The following is a 14264-nucleotide window of genomic DNA, read 5'->3' as shown; positions in this document are numbered from 1 at the left end:
CCCTTCACCCATAGGTCGAACGGGGACCGCGCGGATCAACACGGCCGCCAAATTTTCTTCAGGAGATCTCTCAGCGGAGTTCGGCGGTGGCGAGCAGCCGGATCTGCGCGGTCGCCCACGCCCGCGCGGTGGCGTCCCGGTCGTCGGCGCCGAGGGCGGCGGCGAGGGCGTCGAGCGCGTCCGCGGCGGTGCGCAGCCCGGCGCCGCGCAGGTCGGCGGCGGTGCGGGCGACGCGGTCGCGGAAGGTGGGCGGGGCGTGCGCGAGGCCGCGGTGGGCGGCCTCGCCGGTGACGTCCAGGGCGGCGTCGAGGACGGCGGCCAGCGGGTCGGGCGGGCGCGGCACGGGCGCGTCGAGGTCGCCGGAGCCGTCGCCGGGCGCGAGGTCGGGGACGACCGTGGCGCCGTCGGCGGTCCGCACGGCGAAGGGGTCGACGACGAGGCCGCCGCGGTCGCGGCGGACCGACCCCGCGATCATGACGGTCTCGGGGAGCGCGGCGGCGAGGGCGTCCAGGGCGGCGGGGCGGTGCGGGCTGTACTCGGCGGACACGACGGCGGTGCCGCCGGCCGCGTCGGCGACGCGCGCCTGGAGCCGCTGGGCGCCGGGGTGGTAGCCGACGTCGTGCACCTCGGCGATCTCCAGCACCCGGACGAACTCCGCCTCGATCCGGGGCCGCACCAGCCGCGGCGGCAGCTCCTCGAGGTTCCGCCGGAGCGCCTCGAGGTCGGTGACGCGCAGGCCGGCGGGCAGGCTGTCCCACGCGCCGCCGAGCGGGGTGACGGTCGTCTTCGCGATCCGCCCGGCGGCGACGCGGACGACCCGGCCCGCGCTGCGGGTGGCGCTCTCGGACACGACGTTCGCGGCGGCGAGGGACCGCAGGGACGCGCCGAGGATCCGGCGCCCGGCCAGGTCGGCGCCCGTGACCCGCTCCCCGTCGGGCACGTCCCAGCGGCGCTTGAGGACCAGGACGATGCCGGTGGCGGCGTGCGCGAGGTAGACGTCGGCGGTGCGGGTGCCGTCGGATCCGCCGACGCGGCAGCCGAGCGCGGCGAGCCGCACCCGGCGCAGCGGGGTCTCGGCGGCCTCGTCGGTGCCGAGCACGGCGGAGCGCGGCACGGCGGCGGCGTCGGCGCGGGACGCCCGGCGGCGGGCGTGCAGTTCGGCGAGGAGCGCGGCGAACCGGGCGGGGTCGTGGTCGGCGCGGCGCTCGTGGTAGGCGGCGAGCTGCCCGGCGAGGTCGTCGGCGGCGGCCGCGGGCCAGTGCAGGTCGCGGGCGGCGAGCTCGGCGGCGGTGCGGCGCAGGCCGGTCGCGAGGACCGGCCCGGCGTGCACCGCGCCCTCCATGAGGACCTGGTCGGCGAGCTCGACGGCGGCGTCGAGGGCGGAGTCGGCGGTGCCGGAGCGGGTGCCGCCCACGTCGACGCGGGCCTCGGCGGCGGTGAGGCCGCGCTCGTCCGCCTCCCGGAACGCCCACACGGCGAGGACGGTGGCCTGGCCGCGGACGGCGGCGACGGCGTCGGTGTGCACGTAGCCGAGCTCGCCCGGCACCAGGAACCGGACGGTGCAGCTCGGCAGCTCGACCTGCGCGACCGGGTCCTGCGGGGTGGGGCGGCGGACCGTCGCCGAGTAGCCGGAGCGGAAGGTGCGGCGGGCGGCGGTGAGGGCGCGCTGCCCGAGGACGCGGACGAGCGCGTCGTCGTCGAACGCGCCGGGCGTCCAGTCCGCGGGGACGTCCGGGGCGGCGGGCGCGGGGGCGCCGCCGGAGTCGCCGGTGCCGCCCTCGGCTCCGCCGTTCCCGCCGGTGTCGGCGTGGGCGCGCTGGTAGGCGAGGACGAGGCAGATGCGGTGCCGGCAGGCGCCCGTGGCCGCGCACGTGCAGGTGGCGGCGTCCAGTCCGGCCCCGGCGGGCAGGGACGCGCGGGTGCCGTCGGGGAACGCGCCCTCGACGCCGCCGTCGGCGGACGTGGTGATGTCCGGGCCGTTGCCGGCGTCGAGGTCCTTGGCGGCGCGCTTGACCAGGCCCCGGTTGGCGAGGGCGGCGAGCGCGTCCGGCGTCAGCGACAGCAGGTCGGTGCGCGTGGGCGCGGCGGCGGTCATCGGCCGATCCTCTCCGCGACGAACTCGGCGAGCTCCCCGGGCGTCATCGCGCCCATGTGCGCGCCCGCGTTCGCGAGGCGGCGGGCGAGGTCCCGGTCGTAGTCGGGGTTGGCGTCCTCGTCGAGCGCGGCGAGGCCGAGCACGTGGGTGCCCTGCTCGGACAGCCTGCGCACGTCGCGGACGAGCCGGTTCGCGTCGCCGCCCTCGTAGAAGTCGGAGACGACGGCGACGATCGTGCGGCGCGGGTTGTCCACCAGCCCGGCGCCGTAGGCGACCGCGCGGGCGATGTCGGTGCCGCCGCCGAGCTGCACCTTCATGAGGAGCTCCACGGGGTCGGTGACGTCGTCGGTGAGGTCGACGACGGAGGTGTCGAACGCGATCAGGTGCGTCTGCAGGCCCGGCAGCCCCCACAGGCAGGCGGCGGTGACGGCCGAGTGGACGACCGAGCCCACCATCGAGCCGGACTGGTCGACCAGCAGGATCAGCTGCCACCGCTCGACGTGCCGCCGGGTGCGCGACAGGAACTTCGGCTCCTCGATGTAGAGGCGCCGCTCGTCCGGGCGGTAGTGGGCGAGGTTCGCGCGGATCGTGCGGTGGAAGTCGAAGTTGCGGGAGTGCTTGATGCGGCTGGGCCGCCGCGACCGGGTGCCGTGGAACGCCTGCCGCACCTCGGTGGCGAGCTTCTCCATGAGCTGCCGGACGACCTGCTCGACGATGCGGCGGGCGAGCGCCAGCACGTCGTCGTTCATGAGGTGCTTGGTGCGCAGGACGGCCTTGAGGAGCGTCTGGTCGGGCTCGATGCGCTCCAGGACGGCCGGGTCGGTGACGACGTCGTGGATCTCGTAGCGTTCGACGGCGTCGCGCTCGATCCGCTCGATCGTCTCCTTCGGGAACAGCCGGTGCACCGCGTCGAGCCAGTCGACGGTGGTGAGCTGCGACGGCCCGCTGCCGCCGGTGCGGTCGTCGGCGCGGTCGGCGTCCCCGGGACCGCCGTCGTTGCCGCCCGCGCCGCGCCCGCCGCCGCGCCGCACGCCGCGCCGGGCGAGGTCGGGGTCGCGGCCGTAGAGCCAGTCGAGGGCGGCGTCGCGGGCGGCGGCGTCGCCGGTCGGGCAGCCGGTGGCGGGGTCGGCGGGCGCGCCGAGGATCAGCCGCCAGCGTTCCAGGTCGGGGGTCGTCATGCCTGCGTTCCTTGTCCGGTGCCGCCGTGTTCTGGGACGTCCGCGAGGCCCGCGGCGGCGAGGGCGCGGCCCACCCGCTCCTCCAGCTCGCGGGCCGCGGCGACCAGCATCGGGTCGATGGCGGCGGGCCGCAGCAGCGCGCGGGCGGAGCCCCGCACGCCGCGGTGCTCCAGCAGGCCGTGCGCGATCGCCTCCCGCTCGCGGGGCGGGAAGAACTCGAACGCCTGCCGCAGCGCGGGCAGCGCGACGAGGAACTCGTGCTCGGTCAGCCCGTCGACCAGTTCGTCCAGCACGCCGAGGAGGCCGCCGCCGGTGTCCAGGACGTCCTGGCGGGCGAGCGCGAACAGCCCGGCGAGCCAGTCGCCGAACGTGCCGGGGGCGGCGGCGCCGCGGACGGCGCGGGCCGCGTCGGCGGCGTCGCCGAGGGCGCGGGCGAGGCCGAACGCGGCGCCGCGCAGGTCGGGCGGGACGTCCGGGGCGGCGGCGAGCCGCCGGGCGACGCCGCGCGCCGCGTCCGCGTCCAGCCCGAGGCCGCCCGCGGACGGCGGCGCGGACGCGTGCAGCAGCGCGTCCCGGACGGCGGCGACGGCGCTCAGCCGGCCGAGGTCGGCGGGGGCGGGGCCGCCGCGGATCCCTTCGAGCAGCCACAGCAGCCGGTCCGTGCACTCGGTGATCACGGACCCGAACATGGGGCTCCCGGCGGTGCCGAGCACCCGGTCGTGCCGCCACAGCCCGAGGACGACCTCCAGCGCGGTGCCGAGCGCGGCCACGTCCGACGCGGCGCCGATCCCGGCGGCGAGGGACGCCGCGACGCGGCCGGACTGGTCGGCGCACCCGCACAGCGCCGCGTCGAACAGCACGTCCGCGAGGCCCTCCACGTCGGTGCCGGCGCGGGCGCCGCGCCCGTCGAGGACGGCGGCGGCCGCGTCCGCGAGCGTCGGCCCGTACGCGCCCGCCTCGATCAGCGCGGCCTCCCGCTCGCCGTGCGGGTCGGGGGCGTCGATCCGCCAGCGTTCCTCCAGCACCTGGTCGGCGCCGCTGGCGGGCCCGGACTCGCGCCGGAACCCGGGGATCCGCAGGACGCGCAGCCGGTGCAGGGCGCGGCTGCGCTCCAGCCCGCGCGGCCGCGTGAGCTTGACCGTGAGCGGGCCGGCCTTGTCGAGCCCGAGCCGCTCCAGTTCCGCCGCGACGTGGTGGACGAGCGGCGGCGCGGGCGTGTCGGGATGCAGCCGGCCGACGCGGTCGCCGCTGAGCGCCGCGACCATCTCCACGACGGCCGGGTGGGCGCCGGGGCCGAGCGGGCCGCGGGACGTCCACGGCAGCCGGTGGTCGAGGTCGTCGGCGACGAGCGCGGCGACCAGGCCGTCCAGCAGGTCGGTGCGGGCGGGCGCGCGGTGGCCGCGCAGCCGGGTGAGCCCGTCGGTGAGGGTGCGGGCGGCGATGAGGTCGGCGGTGGAGACGGCCTGCCGCCGCTCGCGCAGCCGCGCCACGACGGACTCGGTGAGCGCGGCGGCCGCGCCGTGCGGGCCGTCCGTCCAGAGGCGCTCGTAGTACTCGGGGGACGGCATGCCGGACTGGTAGCCGGTGAACGCGTCGAGCCGCTTGAACGAGTACGGGACGAGGAAGCTGCCGCCCTCGGACCCGTCCGGCGGTCCGGGGACCTCCGGCCAGCCCTCGCCGCCGTCGCCCGGCTCCGGGGCGGCGGTGAGGGCGCGCAGGGCGGGGGTGTGGAACCCGCCGGTCACGACGACGACGGGACGGCCGTCCGCCGCGGCCTCGGCGGCGCGAATCCACCGCGCCATGTACGCCTCGCGGGCGGTGTCGTCCGGGCCGGTGTCGGCCTCGCCGCGCAGCAGGTCGAAGTAGGCGTCGAGGCGTTCGGCGAGCCCGTCCCCGTGGTCGGCGATCTCGAACAGGTGGTCCCACAGGACGTCGGTGTTGTCGACGGCGAACTCGCGCAGCAGCCGCCCCGTCACCTCGGCGTACCGCTTCTCGGCGTCGGCGTACCGGTTGTCGCGGTCGGCGAGCGCGGGGTGCCAGGCGGGCAGGTCGATGAACCGGACCTCGGCGCCCGCCGCGCGGCCCGCGTGCAGCGCGATCCACTCGGGCGAGTAGCCGCAGAACGGCGTCCAGCAGCGGCCGATCCGCTCGCCGTCCCGGTGGTAGCTGAAGATCGCGACGGGCGGTTCGTGGCCGAGCAGCAGCTCGTCCAGCCGTCCGGTGAAGTCGACGGGCCCCTCGACGAGGACGTGCGCGGGCCGGAGCCGCTCGATCGTCTCGCGGACGAGGCGGGCGCAGGCGGGGCTGTGGTGCCGGACCCCGACGAACGTGACCGCCATCAGCCGGGCAGCAGGTGCCGGGCGTCGTGCAGGGCCTTCCACTGCTCGCCCTTGCGGCGGGGCGCCTGCTGCTCCAGGTAGCGGCGCAGCCGGGCGAGGTCGTCGGGGCTGTCCTTGGCGGCGGTCCCGGCGAGGCACTCGACGATGTCGGCGGCGCCGCCCGGCTCCCCGCGCAGGAACCAGCCCCGCACCCCGACGGCGTGCGCGACGGACACGGCCTCCGCCGTGCTCATCACCGCCTGCGGCCGGTCCAGCGACCGGCCCTCCTCGGTGACGCCCGCGCGCAGCTCGCGGAACGTGGTGACCAGCACCTCCAGGACGTCCCGGCGCGGCGGGGCCTGCACGCCGCTGCGCTCCAGCAGCCGCGCCGCCTCCGCCTCGACGAGGTCGAGTTCGACGGCGAAGTCGGCGATCGGGAACACCGTCTCGAAGTTGAACCGCCGCTTCAGCGCGGCGCTCATCTCGTTGACGCCGCGGTCGCGGGTGTTCGCGGTGGCGATGACGTTGAAGCCGTCGCGGGCGAACACCATCGACTCCGGGCCGGCCAGCTCCGGGATCGCCATGACGCGGTCCGACAGCGGGGACAGCAGGGAGTCCTGCACTTCGAGGGGGCAGCGGGTGATCTCCTCGAACCGCACCACGCGGCCCTCGGACATGCCGGTGAGCAGCGGCGCGGGCACCAGGGACCGGGTGGAGGGGCCCTCCGACACGAGCAGCGCGTAGTTCCACGAGTACTTGATCTGGTCCTCGGTGGTGGCGGCGCCGCCCTGGATCGTCAGCGTGGAGGTGCCGCTGACCGCCGCCGCGATCAGTTCCGACAGCAGCGACTTCGCGGTGCCGGGCTCGCCGACCAGCATCAGCCCGCGGCTGGTCGCGAGCGTCACCAGCGCCCGGTCGATCAGCGCGGTGTCGCCGACGAACTTGCGGGTGACGCCGAGCCGGTCGTCGCCGACGATGAACCGGCGCGCGGCCGTCAGGCTCAGCGCCCATCCCGGGGGCTTCGGGCCGGTGTCGTCCTGGGCGAGCTTCTCCAGCTCGGCGGCGTACCGGACCTCGGCGGGCGGCCGCTGCAGCTCGTGGGTGTCCTGAGTCATGTCCTTCTTCCGGGGGGTCATCGGGCGGCCGACCGGGCCGTGGCGACCAGTGTGGCAAGCGCGTCGGACACTTCGGCGCGGGTGCCGATCATGCTGGCACCGTCCGGCGAATAGGGGAAATCGGGCACGAGGGTTCCCGTGGGCCGGTCACGGGGGTGCCCGGCGACGAGGTCGCGGAACTCGGCGGACTCCCACCGGCGGCCCGCCACCATCGCCCGCCGCAGCCGGCGCCGCTGGTCGGACGCGACGGCGCGGACGTCGGCCTTCAGGGTCGTGAACGCCGCGCGTGCGGCGGGCGCGCGGACGGGGTCGTCCTTGACGCCCGGCTTCGGCAGGGTCTTGCGCACCCGGCCGGACTCGTCGCGACGTAGGGCCGGAGCTGCTCGTCGAACCCGACCGTGAACCGGCGCGGCCCGTAGTCGAGCACCATGCTCCCGTCCGCGGACAGGCCGAAGTCCGGAACGAGCCGGTCCGCGTACCGCTCGGGGGTGAGCCCGCGCTCGGCGGCGGCCCGGTCGAACCTGGTCCGCGCCTCCCGCCACAGGCCGGACGATCTCGCCCGCAGCGCGATGTCGTAGACCGCGCCCAGGGCGGCGTCGGACCCGATCGCGACGAGCACGTCCAGGCCGCGCGCCGCGCGCGCGACGCCGCCGCCGTCCCCCCACGCGCGGACGAGCGGGGCGAGCAGCCGGACGGTCCGGCGTCGCCGGTCGCGGCGAGCTGGGTCAGCGCCGGGGTCGCCGTACCCGCCCTCCCTGAGCGACGCGATCGCGGCGGCGTGCTCGCGCATGAGCGCGCGCGCCCGGCGCGGCGCCGTCCGCGCCGGTGCCGCGACCGGCAGCGGGACGCCGCCGCGCCGCGGATGCAGGTCGCCGAGCCAGGCGTCCGGGAGCGTCAGGTGGTTCTCGTCCGTCGTCGTCATGGGTCCGTGCTGGGTCCGTTCGGGTGTCAGCCGGTCGCGCCGGTCGGGTCGATCACGCCGGTCAGGGTCGTCAGGGTCTCCGACACCGCGACCGGGGCGAGGTCCCCGAAGCGGACGGGCGCGCCCGCGTGCGCGCGCTGCCCGACCGGGCCGGTCGCGGCGCGGACGTCGTGCACGGTGACGTGGCCGTCCCCGGCGGGCCACGGCCCGGTGCCGAGGCCGACGACGACGCACCGTCCGCCGGGGAGCCGCCGCGCGATCCGCGTCTCGTCGCCGGGCTTCTCCGGCCACCCCATGACCCAGTCGTCCCGGTACAGCAGCTTCTGCAGGCCGTACACCGGCAGCCGGAGGCCGGTGAACCGGTCGAGCCGGTCGCCGTCCCGTTCCGCGTCGGTCAGGCGGACGGCCGGGTGGTCGAGCTGCGGGAACGGCTGCAGGATCTCGTAGTCCGCGAACACCTCGCGCCAGGCGTCCACGGCGTCACCGAGGTGCACCGGGTGCGCGACGCCGATCCGGGCGGACTCCGGCGGGACGAACGGGTCGTCGCGGACGTCCGCGAACGTGCCGTCCTCGGCGATCCGGAACGCCGTCGCCGCGCCGTCCTCCTCCTCGCGGGCGAGCCACACGAGGCGGCGGGCGATGAGGCCCACGAGGGGATGCCGGGCGAAGTGGTCGCGGAACTCGTCCGGCGTCCAGCTCCGCTCGTACCGCATCGCCTTGCGGAGGCGGCGCCGCCGCTCCGCCACCACCGACCGCACGTCCTTCTTCAGGTCGGCGAACGCCCGGTACGCGGCGACGGCCGGATCCGCGGGGTCCGTCCCCGCGGGCTTGGGCAGGGACGAACGGACCTCGCCGTCCTCGCCGGTGACGTACGGCCGGAACTCGTCGTCGAAGCCGACGCGGAACCGGCGCGTCCCGTAGTCGAGGGTCATCGACGCGTCCGCGTCCAGGCCGAAGTCGGGGACGAGCCGGTCCATGAGGTGGTCGGTGTCGAGCCCGCGGGCGGCGGCGGCCGTCTCCAGCCGCGACCTCGCGTCGTAGCGCAGCGCCTCGGACTTCGAGGTCCGGGCGATGCGGTCGAGGGCGGACAGCGCCATGTCCGTGCCCAGGGCGGCGAGGACGTCCAGGCCCTTCTCCGCCTTCGCGGAGCCGCGCTCGCCCGGCCACCGCTCGATCAGCGGGACGAGCCGGCGGACGGTTCCGCCGTCGCCGGTGCGGCCGAGCTGGAGCAGCGCCCAGGACTCCTTGGCCGGCGCCCCGGCGGCCAGCCACCGGTCGAACAGGGCCAGGCCGAACGCCGCGAGCGACGCGGGGTCGCAGGCGTCCCGCATCGCGCCGACCTCGTACGGGTCGGGCAGCGCCAGCAGGTCGACGAGCGCGCGCGCCGCGTCCGGCGGCAGCGCGGCCCCGCCGTCGCGCAGCAGCACCGGGGGCAGGCCCGCGGCGTCCGCCCAGTCCGGCGTCTTCGGGCGCCGCGCGAGGCCGGTCCGCACCGGATGCGCGGACAGGACGTCCCGCAGCGCGTCCGCCGCCGCCGCGGGGAACGCGTCCGCCGCGGCGGCGACGACCGCGTCCGCGCCGTGCCGGTCGGCGAGGTGGCGCAGGGCCGTCTCGGCCGCCCGCCGGGGCTTGGCCTTCGTGCCGAGCGCGGCCGGGACGAGGTACGGCACCGCGGCGAGCCCGTGCCGGTCGAACCACGTCTCCGTCAGATGGGCGCCGCCCGGCCGCGGGAGGCGGTCCCCCATCCAGAGCGCGATCTCCTCGCCCGTGTACGGGAGCAGCACCTCGCGGACGAGCAGCCCCCGGCCGGCGAACGCCAGCGTCGGCGCCAGCGCGTCGAGCTCGTACCGGGCGATGATGACCGTCATGTCCTCTTCGAGGTAGGCGATCTCGTCGTCCAGGGTCCAGCCGGGCAGGAGGGGGCGGACGAGCGGTTCCGGCCCGTACAGGAACAGCGGGACGACCTCGGACAGCTCGCCCCGGCGGCGCTTCTCGGCGAGCTCCTCGAAGCCTCCGTCCGGGCGGGGGACCGTGCCGCTGTCGGAGGCCAGCCATTCCGCGCGCTCGCCGTCGCGCCAGGCCATGGCGCGGACGGCGGGCGGTTCCAGACCGGGCACGACGGGCTTCACCGTGCGGTCCCACGGCAGATCGGTGAGGAACCCGGGGGGTTCGGCGGCGGCGCCCGCCGCCGGGACGGCCGGTGCCGCGAACCGCTCCAGCTCCGCGCGCTCCCCGGCCGGCAGCCCGGGGAGCGCCGCCGCGACCGCGGCGGGGTGCGCCCGCGCGTGGCCGGCCAGCAGCTCGCGGGCGTACCGGGTCCCGGCCCCGGCGAGCAGCCGCAGCGCCCGCACCGGGAACCGCTCCATCGCCTGCGCGAGCGCCTGCCGCACCGTGCGGTCCCGGCCGGACCGGGACCGGTCGAGCAGCGCCAGGAACGCCGCGTCGGACGGCAGGACCGCGATCGTCTCGCACACGGCGGCCCGCTCCGCGGCGGTCAGCGACCGGGCGCCGTCCAGGTGGCGCAGCAGGTACGGGAGGAGGCCGGCGCCGCACGCGTCGGCGAGCGTGACGAGGACCTCCCGCGTCGTGTCCTCCCGGGACGGGCTCGGGGCCGGGCCGCCGAGCTGGGCGGCGTCGCTCAGGGCGCAGTACCACAGCACGCGGTCGTCCGGCCGGCCCGGCTCCGCGAGGCACTCGGCCAGCCAGTCCGGGCGGGTGGGCAGCAGGTAGGACACCGGCCAGCGCAGGGCCGGCGACGTCCGGTACGGCTCCAGCAGCCGTTCGGCCTCCGCGTACTCCTCGTCGGTCGCGGCGGCCAGCAGGGCGCGGGCGCGGCGCAGCGCGCTGCGGTGCGCCCGGTCGGGATCGCCGGTGTACCAGGACAGCGTCCGCTCGCCGCCCTTCAGGCCGCCGTGCGTGCGGGGCGTGCGGGTCCATTCCACGGCGGCGCGGGCGGCGAACGCGGCGCCGTGCTCGGCGGCCCAGTGGTCGACGAACGTGCGGTTCGCGTCCTCCGGGAGGTGGTGCCAGTCGAGGACGAACAGGACGACGCTCGCGATCATCGCGGCGCCGGCGGGGTCGGGCGTCCCCGCCAGGTGCCGGTGCACGGCGGGGGTGCGGTAGTCGTCCTCGCGCAGGTCGGTGAACGCGTTCTTCGCCTTCGCCTTCGCCACCAGCTCCGGCACGGCCTTGCGGCCGGCCGGCCGGATCGCCGGGCCCGGGGCGCCGCCGCGCCGGGGGTGCAGGTGCCGCCGCCACGCGGTGGGGAGGGTCAGGGCGTCTTCGTCGGGGAGCATGCTCTCTTCCTGGGTCAGGGGGACTTCAGCAGGCGGCTGAGGGCCTCGGAGACGGTGGCGGCGTCCAGGTCGCCGAACGGGACGGGGGCGCCGCCGCGGGGATCGTCCCCCGTCTCGGGCCGCGTCGACGCGCGGACGTACTCGACGGTCATCACCGGGTCGGCGTCGTCCGGGTGCGGCCACGGGCCGGTTCCGAGCCCGACGACGATGCGCCGGCCGCCGCCCGCCTCCCACCACACCCACCGTTCCTCGCCGGGCTCCAGGTACAGCCGGCCGGCCCGCCAGGGGGAGGAGCCGTACGCGGCGCGGAGGTCCGCCGCGTGGAGCGGGCGGCCCGCGTACCGGTCCAGCCGGTCCGCCTCGCGCTCGGCGCGGGAGAGGTGGACGGCGGGCCGTTCGAGCTGCGGGAACGGCTGCAGCACCTCGTAGTCGGCGAACGTCTCGCTCCACGCCGGGAGGTCGTCCCCGAGGTGCGCGGGATGCGCGACGCGGACGCGGGCGGACTCCGGCGGGACGAACGGGTCGTCGCGGACGTCCGCGAACGTGCCGTCCTCGGCGATGCGGAACGCCGTCGCCGCGCCGTCCTCCTCCGCGAGCCACACCAGGCGGCGCACGATGCGCCCGACGACCGGATGCCCGGCGAGGTGCTCGCGGAACTCGTCCGGCGTCCACCGCCGCCCGCGCAGCATGGCGCCCTCCAGGCTGCGGCACCGGTCGGCCAGGACACGACGCACGTCCCGCTTCAGCTCGCCGAACGTCCGGTGGGCGGCGGGCGCGAGGTCAGGGTCGTCCTTGGCGCCGGGCTTCGGCAGCGTCTTCCGCAGGATCCCGCTCTCGTCGAAGACCCGCGCCTCGAACCGCTCGTCGAACCGGATCCGGAAGCGGCGCGGCCCGTAGTCGAGGGTCGTCGAGGCGTCCGCGTCCAGCCCGAGGCGGGGGACGAGCCGGTCCTCGAGCTGCTCGGCCGTGAGGCCGCGCGCCTCGGCGGCCTCCCGGAACCGCTCCTCCGCACGCCAGGGCAGGTCGGGGAACGTCGAGTTCCCGGCGATGTCGCGCAGCGCGGCCAGCGCCGCGTCGGTGCCGATGGCGCCGAGCACGTCCAGCCCCTTGACCGCCTTGGCGTGCCCGCCCTCGCCGGGCCAGGCGCCGATGACGGGGACGAGCCGGGCGACGGTCGCGTCGCGGCCGGTGCGGCCGAGCTGCACCAGTGCCCAGCCGTGCTTCGCGGGCTCCCCGGCGGCCCGCCACTTCTCGAACAACGCCCAGCCGAACTCCGCGAGCGCGTCCGGGTCGAGGTGCGCGCGCATGTCGCCGGTCGCGTACGCGGCGGGCGACGCCAGCAGTTCGGCGAGCGACCGCGTCGCGTCCGCGGGCAGCGCCGCCTCGCGTCCGCGCAGCAGCACCCTCGGCAGGACGGCCGGGTCGGCCCACGCGGGGAGTTTCGGCCGCGGCACGAGGCCCGTCCGCAGCGGGTGGGCGGACAGGACGGCCCGCAGTTCGTCCGCCGCCTCGGGGAACGCGCCCGCGACCGCCTCGGCACCGTGCGCGGCGGCGAGCGCGCGCAGCGCCGCCTCGGCGCCGCGCCGCTCCCGGACCTTCCGGCCGAGCGCGGCCGGGACCAGGTACGGCACCGCGTCGAGGCCGTGCGCGTCGAGCCATTTCCGCGCCCACGCGTTCTCGGCCCGCTCCCACCGCTCCCCCATCCATCCGGCGACGGCGGCGTCGAGGTAGGGCACGAGCAGCCGCCCGTCGGGGCCGGGGCGCGCGGTGGCCTGCGTCCAGGCGAACGGGAAGGCGTCGAGCCCGTGCCGGGCGACGAGCGTCAGCGGCCACGGGCTGCCGTGCTCCCACTCCTCCGCCCGCGTCCAGTCCGCGAGCAGCGGGCGGACCATGGCGTCGGGCGCCCACATGAGGAACCGCACCTTCAGGTGGCGCGGCATGCGGCGGCGGTAGCGGGCGAGGAGCTCGTCCCAGTCGGGGTCGTCCGGTTCCCGGAACTGGAGGTCCTCGGCACGGACGTGCTGCTCCCATCCGCGGACGGGCCAGGTGAACCGGCGGTCGGCGGGCGGTTTCAGGCGCGGGACGACGGGTTTCACGGGCCGGTCCCACGGGAGTTCGGCGAGGAACGCGGGCGTCTCCTCCGGGAGCGCGGTGCCCCGGGGCGCCGCGAGCGGCTCGACGACCGCGCGGACGCCGTCCGGCAGGTCCGGCAGCGCCGCCTCCACCGCGTCCGGACGCGCGCGCACGTGGTCGGCGAGCAGGTCGCGGGCCGGTGCGTCCGCCGCCGCGAGCAGCCGCAGCGCCCGCACCGGGAACCGTTCCATCGCCGCGGGGAGCGCGGCCTTCGCGTGCCGGTCGGCGCGCCCGTCCCGCGCGGCGCCGTCCGGCAGCGCCCCGTCCAGCAGCGCGCGGAACGCGGCGTCGGACGGCAGCGCCGCGATCGTCTCCCAGACGGCCGCGCGCTCCCGGCTCCCGAGGCCCCGGTGGCCGAGCAGCCGCAGGAGGAACGGCAGGACGGCGGCGCCGACGCCGTCCGCGAGCGTGACCAGCGCCTCCCGGGAGGCGTCCCGCCAGAGCGGCCCGTCGGCGGGGTCGCCGAGCAGGGCGGGGTCGCCGACCGCGCACAGCATCAGCCGCAGGTGCCGGGGGCCGAGGACGGCGCCGGACGCGAAGCACGCGTCGACCCAGTCGCGGCGCGTGGGCAGCAGGTACGCCGCGAGCCACGCCGCCATGGGCGCCGTCCGGTACGCCGCGAGCCGCCGCTCGGCCTCCGCGTACTCGCCGTCGCCGGCCGCGGCGAGCAGGGCGCGCACCCGCCGGAGGGCGTCGTGCATGTTCACGTCGAGCTCGTCGCGGGGGCCCGCGCCCAGCCAGACGCCCCGCCAGGGGCCTCCCTCGGCCTGCAGGACGATCGTGCGGGCCAGCTCCACGACCGCGCAGGCCGCGAACGCGGGCCCGTGCTCGGCCGCCCAGTGCCCGGCGAACGCGAGGTGCACCTCCCGCCTGCCCCGCTCCGGGCCCCGCGTCGCCGTCGCGGTGACGGCCGCGACGACCGCCGCGCCCACCGGGTCGGGCGTCCCGTCCAGGTGGCGGCGCGCCGCGTCGGTGCGGGACGGGTCGCCGTGCCGCCCCGCGAGCAGCGCGTCGAGCGCGCCGGCCGCCGCGGCGAGGAGGCCCGGCACGTCCCGCGCCCCGTCCGGCCGGAGCGCCGGGCCCGGGGCGCCGCCGCGCCGGGGATGCAGGTGGCGCCGCCAGGCGGCGGGGAGCGTCAGGACGTCCTCGTCGTGCGGTTCGTCGTGCGGTTCGTCGTGCGGTGCGTCGTGGGGCATGCGCGGTCCAA

General features: G+C 77.7%; 8 protein-coding genes. All 8 read right to left on the bottom strand.

The annotated features are described in order from the left end of the window. Positions 1-70 precede the first annotated feature (70 nt). The 8 genes from AB0L25_RS17690 to AB0L25_RS17655 are packed head-to-tail and all read right to left on the bottom strand — an operon-like array spanning position 71 to position 14253. Positions 71-2095 carry a YehQ family protein gene (locus AB0L25_RS17690; RefSeq protein WP_500173261.1) on the bottom strand — a complete coding sequence of 675 codons (2025 nt, stop codon included), beginning with the start codon at positions 2093-2095 and terminating at the stop codon, positions 71-73. Then, positions 2092-3273: a VWA domain-containing protein gene (locus tag AB0L25_RS17685; RefSeq protein WP_500173260.1), complete on the bottom strand. Its 1182-nt coding sequence runs from the start codon at positions 3271-3273 to the stop codon at positions 2092-2094. Before AB0L25_RS17685 ends, AB0L25_RS17690 begins: the two co-directional genes overlap by 4 nt. Then, complete coding sequence (locus AB0L25_RS17680) at positions 3270-5612, bottom strand: DUF5682 family protein (RefSeq protein WP_500173257.1); 2343 nt, start codon at positions 5610-5612, stop codon at positions 3270-3272. Before AB0L25_RS17680 ends, AB0L25_RS17685 begins: the two co-directional genes overlap by 4 nt. Then, positions 5612-6706 carry an ATP-binding protein gene (locus AB0L25_RS17675; protein WP_500173255.1) on the bottom strand — a complete coding sequence of 365 codons (1095 nt, stop codon included), beginning with the start codon at positions 6704-6706 and terminating at the stop codon, positions 5612-5614. The genes AB0L25_RS17680 and AB0L25_RS17675 overlap by 1 nt, the downstream gene beginning before the upstream one ends. 17 nt (positions 6707-6723) lie before the next feature. Then, on the bottom strand, positions 6724-7053 hold the full coding sequence (locus AB0L25_RS17670; RefSeq protein WP_500173253.1) for a DUF4132 domain-containing protein: 330 nt from the start codon (positions 7051-7053) through the stop codon (positions 6724-6726). Further along, positions 6972-7628 carry a hypothetical protein gene (locus AB0L25_RS17665; protein ID WP_500173251.1) on the bottom strand — a complete coding sequence of 219 codons (657 nt, stop codon included), beginning with the start codon at positions 7626-7628 and terminating at the stop codon, positions 6972-6974. The genes AB0L25_RS17670 and AB0L25_RS17665 overlap by 82 nt, the downstream gene beginning before the upstream one ends. 26 nt (positions 7629-7654) lie before the next feature. Next, on the bottom strand, positions 7655-10924 hold the full coding sequence (locus AB0L25_RS17660) for a DUF4132 domain-containing protein (RefSeq protein ID WP_500173249.1): 3270 nt from the start codon (positions 10922-10924) through the stop codon (positions 7655-7657). A gap of 14 nt (positions 10925-10938) precedes the next feature. Further along, entirely contained in the window at positions 10939-14253 is a 3315-nt protein-coding gene (locus tag AB0L25_RS17655) for a DUF4132 domain-containing protein (RefSeq protein ID WP_500173247.1), read from the bottom strand. Positions 14254-14264: the final 11 nt, after the last annotated feature.

Origin of the sequence: Spirillospora sp. NPDC052242, assembly GCF_040679555.1 — a bacterium.
GTDB lineage: Bacteria > Actinomycetota > Actinomycetes > Streptosporangiales > Streptosporangiaceae > Spirillospora.
The sequence above is the reverse complement of the archived record's forward strand: the minus strand, read 5'-3'. Positions and strand labels throughout refer to the sequence as shown.